This window comes from Hydrogenobacter thermophilus TK-6, assembly GCF_000010785.1.
GTDB lineage: Bacteria > Aquificota > Aquificia > Aquificales > Aquificaceae > Hydrogenobacter > Hydrogenobacter thermophilus.
The window spans coordinates 1,481,366-1,500,769 of record NC_013799.1 but is presented as its reverse complement, the minus strand read 5'-3'; the positions used below and the strand labels follow the sequence as shown (position 1 = coordinate 1,500,769).

26 protein-coding genes are annotated in these 19,404 nt (G+C 43.3%); 9 read left to right on the top strand and 17 right to left on the bottom strand.

Annotation, left to right across the window (positions count from 1 at the left end; all coding sequences use genetic code 11):
• From glyS to HTH_RS08250, 5 genes are read right to left on the bottom strand one after another with little or no spacing between them, the layout of a single operon-like run.
• Nucleotides 1-1,974 carry a glycine--tRNA ligase subunit beta gene (glyS, locus tag HTH_RS08270; protein WP_012964270.1) on the bottom strand — a complete coding sequence of 658 codons (1,974 nt, stop codon included), beginning with the start codon at nucleotides 1,972-1,974 and terminating at the stop codon, nucleotides 1-3.
• Nucleotides 1,974-2,543 carry a YfgM family protein gene (locus HTH_RS08265; RefSeq protein WP_012964269.1) on the bottom strand — a complete coding sequence of 190 codons (570 nt, stop codon included), beginning with the start codon at nucleotides 2,541-2,543 and terminating at the stop codon, nucleotides 1,974-1,976. The genes glyS and HTH_RS08265 overlap by 1 nt, the downstream gene beginning before the upstream one ends.
• Before the next feature lie 24 nt (nucleotides 2,544-2,567).
• Nucleotides 2,568-3,434, bottom strand: a complete 867-nt coding sequence (gene secF / locus HTH_RS08260; RefSeq protein WP_012964268.1) for a protein translocase subunit SecF — start codon at nucleotides 3,432-3,434, stop codon at nucleotides 2,568-2,570.
• Complete coding sequence (locus tag HTH_RS08255; RefSeq protein ID WP_012964267.1) at nucleotides 3,431-4,183, bottom strand: ABC transporter ATP-binding protein; 753 nt, start codon at nucleotides 4,181-4,183, stop codon at nucleotides 3,431-3,433. Before HTH_RS08255 ends, secF begins: the two co-directional genes overlap by 4 nt.
• On the bottom strand, nucleotides 4,183-4,938 hold the full coding sequence (locus HTH_RS08250; RefSeq protein ID WP_012964266.1) for an ABC transporter permease: 756 nt from the start codon (nucleotides 4,936-4,938) through the stop codon (nucleotides 4,183-4,185). Before HTH_RS08250 ends, HTH_RS08255 begins: the two co-directional genes overlap by 1 nt.
• 23 nt (nucleotides 4,939-4,961) lie before the next feature.
• Here HTH_RS08250 and trmFO point away from each other — a divergent pair, with 23 nt between their 5' ends.
• Nucleotides 4,962-6,290 (top strand): FADH(2)-oxidizing methylenetetrahydrofolate--tRNA-(uracil(54)-C(5))-methyltransferase TrmFO, encoded by a 1,329-nt coding sequence (gene trmFO, locus HTH_RS08245; RefSeq protein WP_012964265.1) that lies wholly within the window; start codon nucleotides 4,962-4,964, stop codon nucleotides 6,288-6,290.
• Here trmFO and HTH_RS08240 read toward each other — a convergent pair.
• Nucleotides 6,261-6,479 carry a DUF2905 domain-containing protein gene (locus HTH_RS08240; protein ID WP_012964264.1) on the bottom strand — a complete coding sequence of 73 codons (219 nt, stop codon included), beginning with the start codon at nucleotides 6,477-6,479 and terminating at the stop codon, nucleotides 6,261-6,263. The two genes, trmFO and HTH_RS08240, sit on opposite strands and share 30 nt — an antisense overlap.
• Nucleotides 6,479-7,609 carry an NAD(P)H-dependent flavin oxidoreductase gene (locus tag HTH_RS08235; RefSeq protein ID WP_012964263.1) on the bottom strand — a complete coding sequence of 377 codons (1,131 nt, stop codon included), beginning with the start codon at nucleotides 7,607-7,609 and terminating at the stop codon, nucleotides 6,479-6,481. Before HTH_RS08235 ends, HTH_RS08240 begins: the two co-directional genes overlap by 1 nt.
• 91 nt (nucleotides 7,610-7,700) lie before the next feature.
• Between HTH_RS08235 and HTH_RS08230 the strand changes: the two genes are divergently transcribed.
• Genes HTH_RS08230 through HTH_RS10200 form a run of 3 tightly spaced genes read left to right on the top strand, consistent with a single transcriptional unit; the run spans nucleotide 7,701 to nucleotide 8,539 of the window.
• A complete protein-coding gene (locus tag HTH_RS08230) occupies nucleotides 7,701-7,949 on the top strand; it encodes a hypothetical protein (protein WP_012964262.1) in 249 nt (82 codons plus the stop codon).
• On the top strand, nucleotides 7,927-8,289 hold the full coding sequence (locus HTH_RS08225) for a hypothetical protein (RefSeq protein ID WP_012964261.1): 363 nt from the start codon (nucleotides 7,927-7,929) through the stop codon (nucleotides 8,287-8,289). Before HTH_RS08230 ends, HTH_RS08225 begins: the two co-directional genes overlap by 23 nt.
• On the top strand, nucleotides 8,219-8,539 hold the full coding sequence (locus tag HTH_RS10200; protein WP_081424090.1) for a DUF488 family protein, N3 subclade: 321 nt from the start codon (nucleotides 8,219-8,221) through the stop codon (nucleotides 8,537-8,539). The genes HTH_RS08225 and HTH_RS10200 overlap by 71 nt, the downstream gene beginning before the upstream one ends.
• Here the strand turns inward: HTH_RS10200 and HTH_RS08220 are convergent.
• Genes HTH_RS08220 through HTH_RS09905 form a run of 5 tightly spaced genes read right to left on the bottom strand, consistent with a single transcriptional unit; the run spans nucleotide 8,514 to nucleotide 11,575 of the window.
• Nucleotides 8,514-9,176: a 2,5-diamino-6-(ribosylamino)-4(3H)-pyrimidinone 5'-phosphate reductase gene (locus HTH_RS08220; RefSeq protein WP_012964260.1), complete on the bottom strand. Its 663-nt coding sequence runs from the start codon at nucleotides 9,174-9,176 to the stop codon at nucleotides 8,514-8,516. The genes HTH_RS10200 and HTH_RS08220 overlap by 26 nt on opposite strands.
• Entirely contained in the window at nucleotides 9,169-9,792 is a 624-nt protein-coding gene (locus HTH_RS08215; RefSeq protein WP_012964259.1) for a CDP-alcohol phosphatidyltransferase family protein, read from the bottom strand. Before HTH_RS08215 ends, HTH_RS08220 begins: the two co-directional genes overlap by 8 nt.
• A complete protein-coding gene (gene ilvC, locus HTH_RS08210) occupies nucleotides 9,789-10,790 on the bottom strand; it encodes a ketol-acid reductoisomerase (protein WP_012964258.1) in 1,002 nt (333 codons plus the stop codon). Before ilvC ends, HTH_RS08215 begins: the two co-directional genes overlap by 4 nt.
• Nucleotides 10,791-10,823: 33 nt before the next feature.
• Nucleotides 10,824-11,282, bottom strand: coding sequence for a hypothetical protein (locus tag HTH_RS08205; protein ID WP_012964257.1), 459 nt, complete (start codon nucleotides 11,280-11,282; stop codon nucleotides 10,824-10,826).
• A 44-nt stretch (nucleotides 11,283-11,326) separates the two neighbouring features.
• Nucleotides 11,327-11,575 carry a hypothetical protein gene (locus HTH_RS09905; protein ID WP_012964256.1) on the bottom strand — a complete coding sequence of 83 codons (249 nt, stop codon included), beginning with the start codon at nucleotides 11,573-11,575 and terminating at the stop codon, nucleotides 11,327-11,329.
• Between the two features lie 79 nt (nucleotides 11,576-11,654).
• On the opposite strand from HTH_RS09905, the gene rplU reads away from it, so the two are divergent.
• Entirely contained in the window at nucleotides 11,655-11,954 is a 300-nt protein-coding gene (gene rplU, locus HTH_RS08195; protein ID WP_012964255.1) for a 50S ribosomal protein L21, read from the top strand.
• 1 nt (nucleotide 11,955) lies between these two features.
• Nucleotides 11,956-12,207: a 50S ribosomal protein L27 gene (gene rpmA, locus HTH_RS08190; RefSeq protein ID WP_012964254.1), complete on the top strand. Its 252-nt coding sequence runs from the start codon at nucleotides 11,956-11,958 to the stop codon at nucleotides 12,205-12,207.
• On the opposite strand, the gene HTH_RS08185 is transcribed toward rpmA, so the two are convergent.
• Genes HTH_RS08185 through accD form a run of 3 tightly spaced genes read right to left on the bottom strand, consistent with a single transcriptional unit; the run spans nucleotide 12,204 to nucleotide 14,275 of the window.
• Nucleotides 12,204-12,854 carry a class I SAM-dependent methyltransferase gene (locus tag HTH_RS08185; protein WP_012964253.1) on the bottom strand — a complete coding sequence of 217 codons (651 nt, stop codon included), beginning with the start codon at nucleotides 12,852-12,854 and terminating at the stop codon, nucleotides 12,204-12,206. The two genes, rpmA and HTH_RS08185, sit on opposite strands and share 4 nt — an antisense overlap.
• Nucleotides 12,847-13,446 (bottom strand): segregation/condensation protein A, encoded by a 600-nt coding sequence (locus tag HTH_RS08180; protein ID WP_012964252.1) that lies wholly within the window; start codon nucleotides 13,444-13,446, stop codon nucleotides 12,847-12,849. Before HTH_RS08180 ends, HTH_RS08185 begins: the two co-directional genes overlap by 8 nt.
• A complete protein-coding gene (gene accD / locus HTH_RS08175) occupies nucleotides 13,433-14,275 on the bottom strand; it encodes an acetyl-CoA carboxylase, carboxyltransferase subunit beta (RefSeq protein ID WP_012964251.1) in 843 nt (280 codons plus the stop codon). The genes HTH_RS08180 and accD overlap by 14 nt, the downstream gene beginning before the upstream one ends.
• A 42-nt stretch (nucleotides 14,276-14,317) precedes the next feature.
• Between accD and yajC the strand changes: the two genes are divergently transcribed.
• Genes yajC through HTH_RS08160 form a run of 3 tightly spaced genes read left to right on the top strand, consistent with a single transcriptional unit; the run spans nucleotide 14,318 to nucleotide 16,863 of the window.
• Complete coding sequence (gene yajC, locus HTH_RS08170) at nucleotides 14,318-14,656, top strand: preprotein translocase subunit YajC (protein ID WP_012964250.1); 339 nt, start codon at nucleotides 14,318-14,320, stop codon at nucleotides 14,654-14,656.
• Nucleotides 14,653-16,170 carry a bifunctional phosphoribosylaminoimidazolecarboxamide formyltransferase/IMP cyclohydrolase gene (gene purH / locus HTH_RS08165; RefSeq protein WP_012964249.1) on the top strand — a complete coding sequence of 506 codons (1,518 nt, stop codon included), beginning with the start codon at nucleotides 14,653-14,655 and terminating at the stop codon, nucleotides 16,168-16,170. Before yajC ends, purH begins: the two co-directional genes overlap by 4 nt.
• 18 nt (nucleotides 16,171-16,188) lie before the next feature.
• Entirely contained in the window at nucleotides 16,189-16,863 is a 675-nt protein-coding gene (locus HTH_RS08160; RefSeq protein ID WP_012964248.1) for a Crp/Fnr family transcriptional regulator, read from the top strand.
• Here the strand turns inward: HTH_RS08160 and HTH_RS08155 are convergent.
• Nucleotides 16,860-18,116 carry a M16 family metallopeptidase gene (locus tag HTH_RS08155; protein ID WP_012964247.1) on the bottom strand — a complete coding sequence of 419 codons (1,257 nt, stop codon included), beginning with the start codon at nucleotides 18,114-18,116 and terminating at the stop codon, nucleotides 16,860-16,862. The genes HTH_RS08160 and HTH_RS08155 overlap by 4 nt on opposite strands.
• Nucleotides 18,113-19,396 carry a M16 family metallopeptidase gene (locus tag HTH_RS08150; RefSeq protein WP_012964246.1) on the bottom strand — a complete coding sequence of 428 codons (1,284 nt, stop codon included), beginning with the start codon at nucleotides 19,394-19,396 and terminating at the stop codon, nucleotides 18,113-18,115. The genes HTH_RS08155 and HTH_RS08150 overlap by 4 nt, the downstream gene beginning before the upstream one ends.
• Nucleotides 19,397-19,404 lie beyond the last annotated feature (8 nt).

The window sequence follows — 19,404 nt, the reverse complement described above, 5'->3', positions numbered from 1 at the left end:
TTATACCTCCTCGTAAACTAACATGCTAAAGTCAGCAAATTTATTAAATAACTGCTTGACATTACAAAGAAGAGCCAGCCTATTTCTTTTAATTCTTTCATCTTTATCCATAACGAGAACTGCGTCAAAAAAAGCATCTACGCTTTCTTTAAGAGGCTGAAGGTCCAGTACATCTTGAGCTTTAAAGTTTAGCTCTTTTACCTTCTCCCACAGGTTTATCTCCTCTTTTTCTTTAAGTACCTCCTCCTCTACCATGCTGTCCTCCCACTCTTTGGGTAGTATCCTAACCACCCTTCTGTAAGCGCTCACTACATCTTTAAATTTCTGCTCTTCTTTTAAACTGGCAATCCTTTTAACCATCTTTATACAGCTCAAAGGTTTTAAAGGGTCGTGGACTTCAAGAACAGCTCTTACAACATCGTATCCATACACTTCAAGATAAGCTTCAAGCCTCCCCCTTAAAAAGGCTTCCAACTGAGGATTTGTACCTCCATAGAACTTTTCTATAAGCTTTCTGAGGTCTATGTCCCATAGTGCATCTTCCATTATGGCAAAGATACCATAAGCATGTCTCCTCAAACCATAGGGGTCTGAGCTACCGGAAGGTATCTCGCCTGCCTTTATAAACATGACAATGCTATCTATCTTGTCAGCCAGAGAAAGCACCTTTCCAACGGTGCTTTCAGGCATAGGAAGATAATGCTCATAAATTGCATAGGATACATCTTTGTCTTCACCCTGCAAAGTGGCGTAAATGTATCCCATATAACCCTGAAGTTCGTCAAACTCCTTTACCATGTTGGTAAGCAGATCTGCCTTTGAAAGGTAAGAGGCTCTTTTTATCTTAGCAATTGTCTCTTCGTTTAGCATTAAATGCCTTCCTATCTCTTCCGATAAATAAACCAGCCTCTGGGTCTTTTCCAGCATGTTGCCAGCTTTTGGATGGAAGACCACCTGTGAAAGCTTATCCACTAAATGTTCAAGTTTTACCTTCAGATCCTCCCTATAAAAAAAGAGGGCATCTTCCAACCTTGCTCTTATGACCTTTTGATAACCCATCACTATCAGGCTGTCCTTTGGCAGGTTTCCGCTTATGCCTATGAAGTTAGGTAAAAGCCTTCCTTCCTTTTTTATACAGAAAAATCTCTGATGATGTGCAAGAACGGTAACTATAACTCTCTCCGGAAGCTCTAAATATTTTTCCTCCAACTCACCCACCACCGCAAAGGGAAATTCCACCAAGTTAGCCACCTCCTGGTCAAGCCCCTCTGGATATTCGGGATATCCACCCAAAGAGTAGCTTTCCTCTTTGAGGAAGGCAAGGATCATACCAAGCCTCTCTTTAAAGTCTGGTATCACATAGTTTTCCTTTAGCTTTTCCTCATACTCAGAGGCATCTTTTAGCTCTATCCATCCCTGTGAGAGGAACCTGTGACCTTTGGTTTTTCTGCTGGCTTTTACACTCCCAAAACTCAGAGGCACAACTTCTCCACCGTAAAGGGCGCAGATCCACCTTATAGGTCTTAAAAAACTCAAACCACTCTTGTCCCACCTCATCCTTTTAGGAAGAGGTGCAGAGAGCAGTATATCCTCAAAGCGTTCCGCTAAAGCATCCAGTGGTTTTTTCCCCTCATAAACTTTCCTAATGGCTATGTACTCAGCATCACCTTTGCGTATTCTCATAACATCTTCAGAAGACGCAGAAACCCTTTGCAAAAAGCCCAAAAGTGCCCTTGTTGGCTTTCCTTCGCTATCGTAAGCCACGCTCACAGGAGGTCCAACAACCACCTCCTCCTGCAAGATACTTGCATTCTCAAAGTCCCTGTAGTAAAGAGCTAACCTCCTTGGGGTTCCATAAAGCTTGGCATCTTTTCTTCCAAGCACTTCTCCAAAGGATTCTTTTAGATATTCCAATATGTGGTTTATCACCTTAGCTGGAAGCTCCTCCGTACCTATCTCTATGAGCAGGTCCATCACCTTTCCTCCATCAGAAGAGCGGAGGCAATGTTGCCAAAGTAAGTGCCTTTTGCCATTTTCTCCACCTGTGAGTAAACTGCCTTTGCTTCGTCTCTTCTACCCACTTTCTCAAGCACTAAGCCTTTCAGAATCTGCGCCGAATAGTAATTTAAGCTATCCCCCTTAATGCTCTCTAAAAGCTCAAGGGCTTTCTGGTAGTTTCCTGCAGTAAAGTAAGCGTAGGCAAGCCTCTCCCTGTATAAGGATAAAATGTCCTTATCCTTCAGAGAGCTTATTATGCTTTGGAGAGTTTTTACCTCATCTACTTGGAGACCTCCCTCTCGCTCCAAGTAAAGCCGGTAAGACAAAACAAGAGGCGTATAGGGCGATTCTTCCTCTGCCACCTTCTTTATAAGCTTTTGAGCTTCCTGATAGTTTCCAGACTGTATTTCCCGTCTTATCTGGTATTCCTGATAGGAGATCTTAGAGAGCCTTCTGCTTTCCCACCACCTCCACCCCAAAAAAGCACCCACCAAGAGACAGACCCCCGCCAACAGCAACGCAATCCTTATAACTGAGTATCCCATTGCTGAAAATTATAACAGCAGACACTAAGTTTTTTGAAGCCCCACTTTAAAGAGCTTACTCTTTATGTCCAGCATCAGAGCGCTTGCAACAAATATGGAAGAAAGCGTGCCTACCGCTATACCTATGACAAAGGCAAACATTATGTTGGATAATGCAGGTCCGCCAAGAAGAAATAAAGCGATGGCAACTACAAGCACCGTCAGAGAAGTCATTAGCGTTCTTGATAGCGTCTGGTTTATAGATAAGTTTATTACCTGCTTTAAGTCTGTTGCCTTTCTCACCCTCAGGCTTTCCCTTATCCTATCAAAAACCACAACCGTATCTGACATGGAGTATCCTGCTACTATAAGAAAGGAAGCTACAACATCTAAGCTTATTTCCCTTTGAGTGAGGGAGTAAGCACCTACAACCACCAGCACATCGTGAGCAAGAGCTACTACACCGCTAAAAGCCCATACAGGCTCAAATCTGTATCCCAGGTAAAGCATTATTCCACCTATGGCTACCAAGAGAGACCATATAGCTTTCTTCCTTAACTCATCGCTTATCACACCACCTATGGTTTGCATGCTCACTATTTCGGCATTTCCAAGCTTTTTGAGGACTTGTAAGGCTACCTCCCTTGATTCCCCCAACTTGAGCTTTACAAGAACCGTGCCCGAAGCCGTATCTTGAACCTGCACTGAGCTAAGACCCGCCTTTTGAATCGCTTCCCTCACCTTACCTATGTCTATCTTAGGAGAGTACCTTACCTCAATCACCGTCCCACCCGTAAAGTCAAGTCCCAGATTGAGTCCCTTCCAATACAGGGAAAGAAAGCTTAAAAGTACGAGGAGCGCAGAAAAAACATAAGCGTAAAATCTCAAACTCATAAAGTCTATTTGTCTCATGTCATGAGTATTTTACAATATTTAAGATATTCTTCTAAGACTTCTTCAGCCTTTCCTATATAACGAACTGTGTGATTATCTATCCACATAACTCTATCGCAGATGCTTTTTATGTCTTCAGGTGAGTGTGAAACAAAAATTATGGTTACTCCTTTATCTTTGAATTCTTCCATCTTTCTCAGGCACTTTTTCTGAAAATTCACATCACCAACTGCCAAAACCTCATCCACAAGCAGAATGTCTGGGTCCAGATGTGCCACAACGGAGAAGGCAAGCCTTGCCACCATACCCGATGAATAAGTTCTCAAAGGCTGGTCTATGAACTCCCAAAGCTCAGAAAACTCTATTATGCTGTCCATCTTTTTCATCACTTCCCTTCTTGTCATACCCATGAGTACACCGTTTAGAAGTATGTTTTCCCTACCAGACAGATCCTTGTGAAAACCTGCACCAAGCTCCAGAAGGGGATAGACCTTACCCTTTACCATCACCTCACCCTTAGTGGGCTTTAGCACACCCGCTATCAAACCAAGTATAGTACTTTTACCTGCACCGTTTTTACCTACTATTCCAAAGGTCTCACCTCTGTAAACCTCAAAGGATACATCTCTGAGAGCCTCAAAACTGCGACCTCTTAGCTCCTTCAGTGAGGAGGGAAGTGTAAAGAGAAACTTTTTCAACCCTGCAGTTACACGGGAATAAAAGGGATAGGACTTACTTACCCCTTTAAAGATAACCACCTCATCCATCACAATACCTCTGCAAACCTCCAAGATAGCTTTTTAAAAAGAACATAGCCTGAAAGGAAAATCACAAAGGCGTAAAGAAAGCTTAGCAGAAGAAAGGAAACATCCAGAGGCTGTCCCAAAAAGAGCCTTCTCCAGTTTATCAAAAGTCCTGCAACCGGATTAAGATACAGTATGAAACTGTAATTATCAGGCACCATACTTTCGCTATAAACAACGGGGGTGAGATAAAAGAGGAGAGTTATAAGGATGCTTACCAATCTGTCCAAATCCCTAAAGAAAAGGTGCAGAGAAGATACTGCCAGGGAAATACCGTAATTGATGAAAAACTGTGGCAAAAAGAGGCATACCACACCTACGGGAAGCCACCAAGCGGGGCTTTTGTCATAGATATACATAAAAAGCAGGATGATGGGCAGAGAAAGAAGGAAGTGGAAAGAGTGGTTTATAACTGACGAAAGGGGTATAAGCTCTCTTGGAAAGTTGAGCTTTTTTATGAGAGAGGCGTTATCTATAAGCACAAATAGGGAGGAGCTTACCGAGTTGGAGAACCACTGCCAAGGAAATAATCCCGTTATGAGAAATAGGGGATAATCTTCTACTTGAACCTTCATAAAAACTTTAAAAGCTAAGTAAAACATGAGGGCAAAAGCTAAAGGATGCATCACGGACCAAAAGTACCCCAATACGCTGTTTTTATATCTAACCTTTATCTCCTTTTGGGTAAGTACATACACCAAATCAAACAAGTGTGCCATGATAGGTTATAAATTATAAAAGCATGGAAAGGGCTATAGTGATCGGTGCAGGGCTTGCAGGTTCAGAAGCTGCCTACAGATTGGCTTGTGAGGGGATTAAGGTGCTCCTTTACGAAATGAGACCTAAAGTGCAGACACCTGCTCACAAGACGGATAAGTTTGCTGAACTTGTGTGTAGTAATACGCTTGGAAGCACGGAGCTTACCTCAGGAAGTGGGCTTTTAAAGGCTGAGATGGAAATCTTGGGGTCCTTGGTGCTGGAAGCAAGCAGATACGCTTATGTACCGGCCGGAAGCGCTCTTGGAGTTGACAGAGAGCTTTTTTCTGAGTACATAACACAAAAGCTCACAAACCATCCCAATATAGAAATAATCAGAGAGGAAGTAAAGAAGATACCAAGAGACCAGGTTGTAGTGGTTGCCACCGGACCACTCACATCTGATGACCTTGCTCTTGATATAAAGGAACTTGTAAATCAAGAGTACCTCTACTTTTACGATGCTATATCTCCCATAGTAGAAGCGGATAGCGTAGATTTTAGTAAAGGTTTTTGGGGCTCACGGTACGGGAAAGGTGGTGAAGACTACTTTAATTGCACCTTAACGGAAGAGGAGTACAGAGTATTTTACCAAGAGCTTTTAAAGGCGCAAAAGGTAGCTACAAAAGACTTTGAAAAAGCGGTTTACTTTGAGGGGTGCATGCCCATAGAGGAACTTGCGGAGAGAGGTTACAAAACTCTGCTCTTTGGTCCCATGAAGCCTGTGGGACTTTGGGATAAAACTAAGGGTGAAAGACCTTTTGCAGTTGTGCAGCTCAGAAAGGAAAACAGAGAAGGAACGCTTCTCTCTTTGGTGGGCTTTCAAACTAGGATGACTTACTCGGAGCAAAAAAGGGTCCTTAGGTTAATTCCCTGTCTTAGGAATGCAGTTTTTGTAAGGCTTGGATCTATGCACAGAAACACCTTTATACAGTCCAACAAGGTGCTAACACCCTTTCTCAATATGAGGAAGATGGAAAATATCTTCTTTGCAGGACAGATCACTGGTGTGGAGGGGTACATAGCCTCGGCAGCGACAGGTATACTGGCAGGTATAAACGCCGGAAGGCTCCTTAAGGGTCTAAAGCCTGTGTATCCACCCGAGGAAACCATGCTGGGATCTTTGATAAAGTACATAACCACCAAAGAAGGACAGCTTCAACCTATGTCCCCTGTCATGGGGCTTTTGCCACCTCTTGAGATAAAAGTAAAAGATAAGCTTCTTAGAAAAAAGCTCCTTGCTGAGAGAGCGCTGAAGGCACTTAAGGATTTTATGGAGGAACTTTCACTTTCTGAAGAGAAGGTTGAGTATTAGCGTAAGAATTATGCTCAGAAGTATGGATGTGGCAAGCGGGAAGTAAAAGGTAAAGTTATCCTTTTTTATGACTATATCTCCCGGAAGCCTCCCCAAACCCAATGGAAGCTTTTGAGCAAACATCATAAGAAGACCTACTACAAGAAGAACTACACCTGTTAGGGCTATATACTTTCCCATCTGCTCCATCATTTGATGAAAGCTTCAGCTTGAAGAGTAGGGTCGGGTCTTTTTCCTGTCAACATCTCCAAAAGCTCTTTTACTGATATTATACCCTGTTTTTTAAGAAGGTGGCCGTTGGCACCGCTTATAAATATACCTTCCTCGTAATTTCCAAGCCAAGCAGCACCCAATCTATCTGCTATGCAAAACCCTACCTTTTTTGCCTCTTCACCCTTGTTGCAGGGTGTTATACAGTGGGAAACACAGCCATTCCAACCGTTGTACCCAGCAAGAAGTCTCTCCACAAAAGGAGTTTTTATCACCCTTAAAGGATAACCTACAGGAGACTTGAGAAGTATTATGTCTTCTTCGTCTGCATTAAGCACCACCTCTTTGTATATGAGCGGTGCATCGCACTCGTAGGTAGCTATGAATCTGGTAGCCATCTGAACGCCTGCAGCACCACGCTCTATGTAATGCTTTATATCCTGATAGCTCCAAACTCCTCCTGCAACTATCACAGGTATGTTCCCCCACCTTTTGGCTTCCTCAAGGACAGAAGGAAAGAGATTTTCAAGCTGGTACTCATCCATGAAGCACTCTTCGTACTTAAAACCCTGATGACCGCCAGATTTTGGACCTTCAAGCACCACGGCATCTGGTAGCCTTTTGTACTTTTTCTCCCAAGACCTGCATATTAGGTTCATAGCCCTCGCAGACGAAACTATTGGAACCAAGGCTACGTCCGCATCTCCTACATACTCGGGTAGTTTCATAGGAAGCCCCGCACCCGATATGATGAGGTCTGCGCCAGCCTCTACCGCATCCTGCGCAACCCTTCCATAATCAGTTATGGCACACAGTATATTTACACCTATGAGTCCTCTGCCTTCTGACAATTTTTTGGCGTCCTGTATTATCTTCGTGAGGGCTTCTTTGCTGTGTGTGTATATAGAACCTATTGGTCTTCCGAATCTATCCCTCTTTACCATGCTGGGGTGTCTATAACCTGTGCCTACCGCAGATACAACTCCTACAGCACCTTCTCTGGCAACTGCACCCGCAAGCTTTTCCCAAGATATACCTACCCCCATACCGCCCTGTATTATGGGTATTTCTGCCTTCTTCTTTCCTATCCTTAAGGGTGGTAAACTCATAATTATCTCCCGTAAAACCGTGTTGCCTATATTCTAATTCCCAATACGGTTTTAGTCAAGTTTTTATCTGGACTTCTGTTAAAATACCATCATGCTCCCTATAAGCTTTATATTTGGGGTGCTTTATGTGGAAGCCCTGTATCTGCTCTCTGGAAATGTCAGAATCCTTTACCTTTCAAGCTTGTTCAGGGTTGCTCTCGTTGGCATTTACTTTCTATATTTATTGAAAAGCTTTGGATTGGAGACTTTCATTTTAAGCATTCTTGCCTTCCATGTGGGTATGATGCTTCACCTTATCATCAGAGGGTGGGTTTTCAATGGATTGGTTAAAAACCTTTGAACCTCTGCTATCTGACCCTCTAATCCAGTTCTTCCTCTGGATGGCTTTCTTTCAGGTGATAGCTCAGGTCTTTCTGGACAGAAGAGTAGCCTTCTGGATAGCTTCTGTGTCTTCCACCTTTTTTTGGGTATCAAAGTATGAAGTCATCACCCCGCTAAAAGCTTGGAGCATCATCTTCAGCGTATTTCTCATTTATCTGTTTCTTAAGTCCCTCTTTCACTTCAACATATTTCTTTATCTGAAAGGAAAAAGGAGGTGTCCTATGTGTTATAGCGAAGTCCACTGGAAAGCAAAAGTCTGTCCTTACTGCCACCACAAATTTAAGGAGAAAGAGGTATGATAAAGCTAAAGCGAGTGTACGAAAACTCAGAAGATGGTTTTCCCACGATCCAGAAAAGTTTGAAGAGTTCAAAGAAAGGTATATAAAGGAGCTGGAGAATAAAGAAGATCTGTTACTTAAACTTGTGGACGAAGCAAGGAGAGACACATTGACACTAATTTATTCTGCCAAGGATGAGAACCATAACAGCGCGGTGGTTCTTAAAGAAGTTATAGAAAAGATACTTACCTCACCACCTCCCATTCGGTGATGAGGTGATGACCCCTTTTGAAGTGCGCTCTTAGCCTCAGATGGAGCAGATTTCTGAGCTTCTTAAAGCCCTCTCCACCTACCAATGTAGGAACATTCTCACCTCCCACTATGACGGGAAGGTGAATGAGTCTTATCTCATCAACAAAACCCCTTTTGATAAATTCCCAGTTTATGGAAGCACCACCTTCCACCATGAGGCTCTTTATGCCTCTCTCCACAAGCATAGGCATAAGCTTATCAAAATCCACAAGGTCCTCACCAACTACCCAGACCTCCGCACCTACTTCTTTTATCTTTTCTACCTTGTCCTCTGGAGCTCTTTTGGTAGTTATTATGATGGTAGGTGCGTCCTTTGAGAAAATGTTAGCATCCAAAGGAACATTGGCTGTTGAGCAGGGTATGATCCTTACGGGGTTCTTTCCCTGAACATATCTCACCGTGAGGCTTGGGTTGTCTGTCCTTACCGTCTCACATCCTACCATTATGCCATCCACCTTGGCTCTTATCTCATGAAGATACCTGTATGCTTCCTGATCCATAAGTGTCATAAGCTCTTTGCTGGATGCTCCTCTGTAGAGGGTAAGCTTTCCGTCAACGCTTACCTCCGAAACTATAATCACATAAGGTCTATTCATAACTCCTCCCAAAGTGCTTGTATAGGTACAGTATCCTCATAAGGAGCGATAGTAAGGTTAAAAGAGCGATCAGCTTTATACCTACCGAGAGTCCAAAAGGTGCGTTCATCCTCTCAAACAGGGCAAATATTATCAGAGTTATGTGAGTTTCGGGTCTTCCAAAAAAGCCAACGCCTTCAAGTGGATCTTTTATCTTTCCCTTTATGCGCGCCTCATAGCCTATCTCCGAATAAACAACAGGTTTAATAAAGGAGTGTAGCATAGATGCAGTTACTGCAGTTATGGCTGTAAAAGGTCCTGCGTAAAAGTACCCAACAGTTCCCAAAACAAAGCCATCTACCCACTTGTCCGCTATCCAATCAAACACCGCTCCAAACTTGGAAGTCTTCTCCGAGAGTCTTGCAACAGTACCATCGGCAAGGTCAAAAAGTCCAGACAAAAGCAGAAAACTGCTACCAGTCAAAAGCTTACCATGGTAAAAAGCATAGGCGGATGCCATACCCAGCAAAAGAGAGAGTAAGGTTATGAGGTTGGGAGGAAAGTGAAGTTTGTATAGCAGAGTGCCAACAGGCGCATAAACCTTTTTTAGGCTTTCTCTTCTTTTCGTAAGATTCATTTTAGCTCCTTGCTGGTTATCCAGGGCATCATCTCTCTTAACTTCTCGCCAACCTCTTCTATGGCGTGCTTCCTGTCCTTTTCCAGAAGCGCATTGAATACAGGTCTTCCCGCCTGATTTTCCAAGATCCACTCTTTGGCAAACTCTCCCTTCTGTATCTCCTCCAGCACCTCTTTCATGAGGGGTTTTACCAGTTGGTATATTCTCTCACCCCTTGTCACATCACCATACTTGGCGGTATCGGATATGGAGTACCTCATCCCTGCTATGCCATACTGGTATATGAGGTCAACTATGAGTTTTAGCTCGTGAAGGCATTCAAAGTAAGCTACTTCGGGTTGATAGCCTGCTTCTATAAGGGTTTCAAATCCAGCTTTTATGAGAGCAGTGACACCACCACACAGCACCGTCTGCTCCCCAAAGAGGTCTGTTTCCGTTTCCTCCTTAAAAGTGGTTTCTATAACTCCCGCTCTGGTGGCACCTATTGCCTTCGCGTAAGCGAGAGCTTTATCTTTGCAAAAACCACTGGCGTCTTGATGCACAGCTACCAAAGCTGGAACACCCTTTCCCTCTTCATACATCCATCTTACCAAATGACCCGGACCCTTGGGAGCCACCATAAATACATCCACATCCTTAGGCGGTACTATCTGTCTGAAGTGTATGTTAAAGCCATGGGCAAAGGCAAGACTTTTGCTAGAGTCAAGGTATGGCTCTACACTCTCTTTGTATATCTGAGGTTGAACCGTATCAGGCGTAAGAAACATAATTATGTCGGCTTCCTGAACTGCTCTTGCAGGCTGAAAAACAGCAAAACCATCCTCAATAGCCTTGCGCTTTGACTTACTACCTTCCGGAAGACCTACTATCACTCTTATGCCACTGTCTCTGAGGTTGAGCGCGTGAGCATGCCCCTGACTGCCATATCCGAGAACAGCTACGGTTTTACCTATGAGAGGCTCAAGGGTGGCATCCTGATCGTAATAAACCTTAGCCATATTCAGCCTCCGCAAATTTTTACAAAGATTATACTACTTTTCCACTCTGAGAAAAACCGATAACCCATCCTTTTTTACCTTGTACCTTGTAATGGTTAACCTTTCCTTGAACTGCCTGGGAATCTTATCGTAAACTTCTGTGAGCTTGACACAGGGCCACACATCCATACCTAAGTACTCACCATCTTTCAAAAACTCCTCACCTTTTAGCATATCCTCCGGAATGTCCTTAACAAGAGCCTTCATGAATATGTATCTCCTCCCTTCGTCTCTGTTGCTTTTGACATTTCGCGCATCCTCCAACAGTCTAAGCTCGTGCCTTTTTTTAAAAATTAGCCCGCGTCTTTCAACATATATTCTCAGAAGCCCGTCCCCAAGCTCAAAGGTCAAATTTGGGTAAGCTTTTTTAAGAATATCTTCTGTGAGCTTTATCTCAATCTCCGCATCCATAAGGTTCCCAAAATTGAGAAGATCTTCAACAAACAGTCCCATAGTGAAGTAAAATAAACCCCCTTGACTTTTTTTCCACTTCTATTTTATAATGTTTCCATTAAATTAATAGGAGGTAGTAAATATGAGGAAGCTTTTAGCACTCGGGGTAGTTGGCGTAGCATTGTTAGCTTCTTGCCAGAAGAAGCCTGCAGAGCAACCAGCAGAGCAACCAGCACAACCACCCGCACAAGAGCAACCAGCACAACCACCTGCACAACCACCGGCAGAGCAGCAACCTGCACAACCCTCACAACCCTCAGGAGAACAGCAACAGCAGCAGCAGCAACCTGCACAACCTCCTGCTGGTGAGCAGAAGAAGTAAACTAAAATTCATAGGGGGCTTGTCCCCCTATTTCTAAATAGGAGGCGCTCATGTACGCAGTTATACAGACAGGTGGGAAACAGTATGTGGTAAAGCCGGGCATGAAAATCAGGATAGAGAGTATAAAGGCTTCGGAGGGGCAGACTGTAGAGTTTGAGCCTATAATGTTAAGAAAGGATGACGGAAATATGGAATTTTACAAAGGAAAGGTAATTGCACAAGTTGTAGCAAAAGGTAAACACAAAAAGGTTCACATTTTTAAGTTCAGAGCCAAAAAGAACTATAAAAGGTGGAGAGGCCACAGACAGCCTTACACTGAAATATTAATTAAAGAGATTAAGGAGGTATGAAATGGCTTCAAAAGCAAGCGGTGGCTCAACAAGAAACGGAAGAGATAGCCATTCCAAGAGACTTGGAGTAAAGAGGTTTGGTGGTCAGCTGGTTAGGGCAGGGAGTATAATAGTCAGACAGAGAGGTACCAAAGTGTATCCAGGGGTCAATGTAGGTATGGGTTCTGACTTTACTCTCTTTGCCCTAAAGGACGGCATAGTCAAGTTTGAAGACAGAAGAAACAGGAAGTATGTAAGCGTTATACCCGTCTAAAGCTTACTGGCTTTTAATAGATAAACTAAACCAAAAAGGTAAGTCTTTATGTGTATAACTTTGAAGTTTTCTCCTTCAAGCTGCTGCTTTACCTCAGAAAGGCTCAGACTGCTCTCTAAAGAGTGAAGGAAGAAGTCCCACTTTTCCCTGCCAAACATCAAAAGCCCTAAGGGTTTTATGGGGTATCTCATTATGAAGGTAAGAATCCGAGTACCTAAGAATCTGTTTATATCAAGTATGCATATATGGCCACCCTTTTCAAGCACCCTATAAGCCTCCTTGAGGAAAGCCTTCTTGTCATCTATATGCCTGTATACTAGGGATAGTGTTATGCTTCTAAAAGAAGCGTCTTTAAAGGGCATGTTTTCCGCATCTGCAAGTATAAAGTGGCAATCAGTACATTTGGTTTTTGCTCTTTTTAGCATGCCTATTGAGAGGTCTATACCTACCTTCAATCCCTTTACAATGGACTTTTTTAAAACCTCACCTGTACCCGTTCCTACATCAAGCCGATTGCCCTCATTATCCAAAAGCTCTATTAGGTCTCTCTGCCACCTATCTATGTTTCCCAAAGTTATACCTTTCAGGAATGGGTCATAAAGTTTGCTGACTTGAGAGAAGACCTCACCCACCACCTTCTTATTCATCTTTTAACACCTCAATTACAAGGTCGCCGTAAGGTTCCTTCTGATGGAGGTCCACCTTACCTTCACTGTAGAGGACCATAATAGCCATTACATAAGGAGCCAGATTTTTCCCCCAAAAAAGCTCCAGCAGGGAAAACCTCCTCAAACCTTCAGATATGAGTCTATCTATCTCTTCCAGTACATGCTCAAACCTTGATATATGGATGGGTATAATTTTACCTTTCCCCTTTCTAACTGGAGCTTTCTTTCTGACTGTAATTCTCTCACTTTTCACAATTTCCACTATTGATTCGCTTATGTGTTCTTCTTGCTCTTCAAACTCTTGCAGTATTTCATCAAGGGTAAAGTGCCTCTTTCTTTCACGAGGTTTTTTAGGCTCAGGGAAGAGCAGATCCACTTTCTTTTTGAGGAGAAATGCAGCAGCAAGCACTGCTCTTGCAGGCACACGCATGTCAAGCACTTCCATTTTTTTTATCTCTTCAAGGTATATATTGGCAAGCTCTGCTATATCTACATTCCAAGGGTCTAATCTTCCTTCCTGAACCAATCTGTAAGCTAAGGCAAAAGGATGGTCTTCATCAAATACCAACATACCTTCCCCCATGTGTGCTCATCTTTAGAAGTCTGTAAAGCACATCCTTGAGTTCTTTCCTGTGGACAACCATATCCAGCATGCCCTTTTCCAAAAGGAACTCAGACCTTTGAAAGCCTTCTGGTAGTTGCTGTTTTATAGTCTGCTCTATAACTCTTGGACCTGCAAAGCCTATTAAGGACCTTGGCTCAGCTAAGATTATGTCACCAAGAAAGGCAAAACTTGCTGAAACCCCTCCCATAGTAGGGTCTGTAAGCACCGTTATGTAAGGCAAGCCTTTTTCTTCCAGAAGTCCCACACCTATGGAAGTTTTAGCCATTTGCATAAGAGAGAGTATACCCTCCTGCATTCTCGCCCCACCCGATGTGATAACAGACACAAGTGGTAAGTTTTGGGATGCGGAAAGCTTACAAGCTCTGTAGAATCTTTCTCCAACAACGGAGCCCATGCTTCCACCTATAAAGCTAAAATCCATAACCGTAAGCACCATAGGAATGTCCCTGAGTCTTCCACGCACCACCAGAATAGCCTCGCTCATACCTGTTTCGTCCTGCGCCTGCCTTATTCTGTCTTTGTACGATTTTGTATCCTTAAAGCCAAGTGGATCCTTAGGTAAGATATTTTCAAAAAGTACCTCTACATCACCGTCCAGAAGTGATTCAACGCGCTCCTTTGCATTCATAGGGAAGTGGTAGTTACACTTGGGACAGACCTTAAGATTTGCAGAAAGTTCAGGTATGTAGAGTATGGTCTTACATTCGGGACATTTGGTCCACAGACTCTCCTTTTCTTCCCTCTTCTTTCTGAAGAACTTGTCAAGTATTCCCATACAGGACTAATTTTACCATGCGGATGTGTTATAATGTGAATCATGATAGATATAGCTTTTGCACAGCAGACTGCACAGGGAGGACCAGCAGGAGCCTTTTTCGTTCAGCTTGTCTTTCTTATAGGCATCTTTGCCATTTTTTACTTTCTCATGATAAGACCTCAGCAAAAGGCGAGAAAAAGGCATCAGGAGTTTTTGGCAAATCTAAAGAAGGGTGATAAGGTGATAACCAGCGGTGGCATATGGGGTACCGTGGTGGAGATAGGAGAAGACACTATAACACTAAGGGTGGATGCCAACACGAGAATTACCTTTACAAAGGAAGCCATAGTAAGCTATCAACCAAAAGCAAAGGAAGAGAAGTCTGAAAAGAGCGAATGAGAGCTTTAATATCCGTATACAACAAAGATGGCATATACCAATTTGCAAAAGCTCTTGAGGAACTTGGCTACGAAATTGTATCAACTGGAGGCACTGCAAAGTTCCTTGAGGAGCAAGGCATAAAAGTTAAAAAGGTGGAGGAGCTTACGCAGTTTCCTGAGGTGCTAAGTGGGAGGGTAAAAACTTTACATCCTGTGGTGCATGCAGGTATCCTTTACCGGCACTGGGTAGAAAAGGACAAAGAGGAGATAGATAGGTTAGGTATAAAGCCCATAGATGTGGTGGTGGTAAATCTTTATCCCTTTGAGGAAAAGCTAAAAGATGACCTTACAGAAGAGGAGCTTATGGAGTTTGTGGACATAGGAGGTCCTACGCTTCTTAGAGCTTCCGCCAAAAACTTCTACAGAGTTGTTGTGGTGTGCGACCCAAAAGATTATGAGTGGGTAGCTCAGAAGTTAAAAGATGGTTCACTAAGTTTAAAAGATAGAAAGTATTTGGCATACAAGGCTTTTTCTCTGACTTCATACTACGATGCTGTAATATCAAGGAGTCTCTCTTCACTTTTTGAGATGGACACCCTTCCAGAGAAGTTTGCCCTTCCTTTCCTTCTTGGTGCCACTCTCAGGTATGGCGAGAACCCCCACCAGAAGGGTTGGCTACTGCAAAATCCCTTAGAGGAGCTTGGTATAACAAAGTCCAAAGTAGTGCAGGGCAAAGAGATGTCTTTTAATAACTACCTTGATGCAGACAGCTCTATCAGGCTTGTGAGCGAGTTTGAAAAACCTGCATGTGTTATAGTCAAGCATGGAAACCCATGTGGTGTGGCTGTTGGAAAGAACCTTACAGATGCTTTTGAAAAGGCTCTAAACACCGATAGAGAATCAGCCTTTGGCGGGATAGTTGCCTTTAACGACAGAGTTGATAAAGCATTAGCAGAAAAGCTTACAGAGATTTTCCTTGAAGTGGTGATAGCACCAGAGTTTACAGAGGATGCTCTTAGTCTGCTCTCCAAGAAGAAAAACCTGAGAGTCATACAGTTTTTTGGCTACTCTTACTCCTTTGACATTAAAAAAGTCAGCGGAGGTTATCTGCTTCAGGAAGAGGACAACCAGGACTATCAGGAGATAAAGGTGGTGTCAGAAAGGCATCCCACACCGGAGGAGCTAAAGGACCTTCTCTTTGCATGGAAAGTCAGCAAATATGCCAAGTCCAACAGTATGGTCATTGCAAAGGATGGGAGGACACTGGGCATAGGTTCTGGTAATGTATCCCGTGTGGATAGTCTTAGGTGCGCCATAGCACGAGCTCAGAGATACGGCTTTGACCTCAAAGGTAGCGTACTATCTTCGGAAGCTTTTCTGCCTTTTCGTGATAGCGTTGACCTTGCTCACAAGGCAGGCATCAGCGCCATCATACAGCCGGGAGGCTCCATAAGGGATAGCGAGGTCATAAGAGCCGCCAACCAGCATGGTATAGCCATGGTCTTTACAGGGATAAGGCACTTTAGACACTGAGGAATATATTTTTTTGGCATGATAAGGGAAGTTTCTGAAGAGGTTTACGGCTTTGCATGTAAGCTTTTCCCCTTTGCCCCCGAAGAGTTCAAAAGGGATCTTTCTACGAGATCCCAGAAGGTGGAGATAAAGGCAGGCACCATGTTAGGCTTTCCCGGTAGCCAGTGCCAAGTATCTCCCATAGTCATTTCCGGCTCCTTAAAGGTTTACTTACTTTTGGAGAGCGGAAGGGAGCTCCTTTTGTATACCATAGGTAGTGGCGAGACATGTATGTTTACCACCATCTCTATACTTAAAAACCTACCTTACCCTGCTTATGCGGTGGCAGAAGTGGACACCATCGGGCTTATAATGGATGCACGCACCGTTAGAGAGTTTTTTGACAGATATCCCCAATGGAGAAACTTTGTTCTTGAGATGATAGCAAAGAACCTTTACGGGCTTCTCACCATGCTCAACGAGCTCTTATCAAAGAGAGTGGATAAGAGGCTCCTAAGATACCTCTATGAGAAATCCATAAATTCAAAAGTTCTGAGGACCACGCACGAGGAAATAGCAAAAGATATAGGAACTGTCAGGGAGGTTATCTCAAGACTTCTGAAAGACCTGGAGAGGGATGGGGTCATTGAGTTAGGAAGAGGTGAGATAAAGATAAAGGACATGGAGCGTTTAAAGAGGGAACTGAGTTTTTAAGGCTCCACCAAAACGCATTGATACTTTTTCAGATACTCCTTCTGGAGTTTGACCACATCTTCAAAGCTAACTTTTGCAATCTTATCAGGATACATCTCGTCCATCTTCCACCCAAAGCCCATAATTTCATAAAAGCCAAGGTACCATGCCTGTTTTAACCTCGTCTGGTGGTCTAAGAGAAAGTCTCCTATTATTTTGCTCTTGGCAAGCTTTACATCCTCCTTTGTAAGCTCAGAAGACTGAACCACCTTTATGAGGTCCTCTAAAGCTGACTCACCCTTTTCCGGAGATGTGCCCACATAGGCAAACATCCTGGGAGAAAAGTATCTGGTAGGGTAGTAGGCATAAGTAGCATAAGCATAACCCCTTTTCTCTCTTAATTCTTTAAAGAGCTTGGAGGTCATACCGTTGCCCAACGCGCTGGTAAGCACCTTAAAGGTAAAGGCATCTTCGCTTTTTATAGAAGGTGCGTTAAAGGCACACAAAACGGTTGCTTGAGCCCCCGGCCTTTTTACCTTTTGAATCTCATCAGCCTCTATGTATACATCTTTATGCTCAAAACCTTTGTAAGCTCCAGATGGGACCTTAGAAAAGGCTTCTTTTATCATGCTCTCCACCTGCTGAGTTTTGAAATCCCCCACCAGGCTGACTACCACATCTTCCCCCTTTAGGATCTCTCCCCACCTTTCTATCACATCCTGCCTGCTTATGCTGTTTACATCCTCTTCCTTTCCAAGAGGTGAAACTTCATAAGCTGTGCCCTTAAAGGTTAAAGCTCTCAGGTGTTCCATTGCAAACTCCATACCCCTCTCCCTCTTAGACCTTATGGCATTTATCACATTCATCTTCTCTCTGTTGAGGTCTTCTTGGTTAAAGGCTGGTTCGTAGAGCATACTATGTATAACCTCAAGCCCTCTCTTTAGCCCCTCCAGTTTGGTGGCAAAATCTATCTCCACATAATCGTCCGTAGCACTTGCAGATATGCTACCGCCGTAATCTTCAAAGGCGCTGGCTATGTCATAAGAGGTGTACTTTTTAGTACCTTTGGTGAGCATAAGGGCGGTAAGATAGGTAAGACCCCTCTTTTTCTCTCCATGCACACCGGATTTTATAAAAATAACTCCGGACACTATACCACTTCCGTGAGTCTCTTTTATCAAAACCTTTACACCGTTGTCAAGGACAAGCTCATGCACCTTTCCACCTCCAAAAGAGAGAGTAAACAGCATCAGTAAAAAAAGTACTGCCATCATCTTTCCGGCACCATAAGGACTTCGTTGTAGTTATCATTTAAGTACTTTTTCAAAACTTTAAGCACATCCTGTCTTCTCACGGACTTTATGTTGTTTTCAAAGTACTTATAGTAGTCAAGCGTTCCTATTACGGTTGCTGAGTAGCCTATGTAATAAGCATCGTTGTCAGCCTTTTCCTTGGAAAATATGTCTGAATTTATCACCCTCTCCTTGGCTTTCTTTACCTCCTCATCGCTAAGACTTTTGTAAAGCTCATCAAGAACCTCTTTTAGTCTTTCTTTAACTTGGTGGTACCTACCCGGGTCAAAGGTAGCACTTATAACATACATGTTGTCCTCCGCTCTTCCAAGGTCACCGGTGAATACGCTGTAAACTAAACCTTTCTCTTTAAGTTCCCTGTATAGAAGGGATGTTCTGCCTCCACCCAGCACCTGATCCAGCACCACCAAAGCGTAGTATTCCTTTGAACCAACCGCCGGAGACCTCCAACCTATTATCCAGTAAGCCTTTTCAAGCCTGCTGTCTTTGATCTCCTTAAACCTTGGTCCTATCTGTTCTGGTTCTTTTGGTATCTGTGGCCTCTCAACAGTCCTTCCTTCTTCCTTACCAAAGGTTCTTAAAACCTCCTCCTTTACATCTTGGGGGTTTACATCGCCCACTATCACTATGTACATGTTTTTGGGCTGATAGAAGTTTCTGTAAAACTTTAGCAAAGACTCTCTTGTGAAGCTTTTTATGGTTTCTTCGTAGCCTATTATGGGAAATCTGTAAGGAGAGACTTTGTAAGAGAGTTTTTCAAACTCCTCCCACAGAAGCGTTGTAGGATTGTCCTTGCCTCTCTTTAGCTCCTCTATGACTATAGGTTTTTCCTTTTCTACCATGCTTTCCAAAAGGAGGGGTTTTTGGGTAAGCTCATACAGAAGCTCCAGAGCCTCTTTCCAATAAGGCTTTGCTATCTCTATGTGGTAAAAAGTGTAATCTTTGGAAGTGCCGGCGTTTATATTGCCTCCCATGCTTTCCACTCTTTTATCTATCTCACCGTAAGGATACTTTTCAGAACCATTAAAGAGCATATGTTCAAGAAAGTGTGCCATACCCTTCTCCTGGTAATTTTCGTATATGGAGCCCACCTTAAACCAAACCTGAAGAGCCACAGCTTGTGTATCGTCTCTTCTCTTTACTATAAGGTGGGCACCGTTGGGTAGCTTGTAAGTGTATAGCTCCTGTGCCAAAGCTAAGCTTACCATAAGAACCTCCAGCAGAAAGATAAGAATCTTCATACATTATG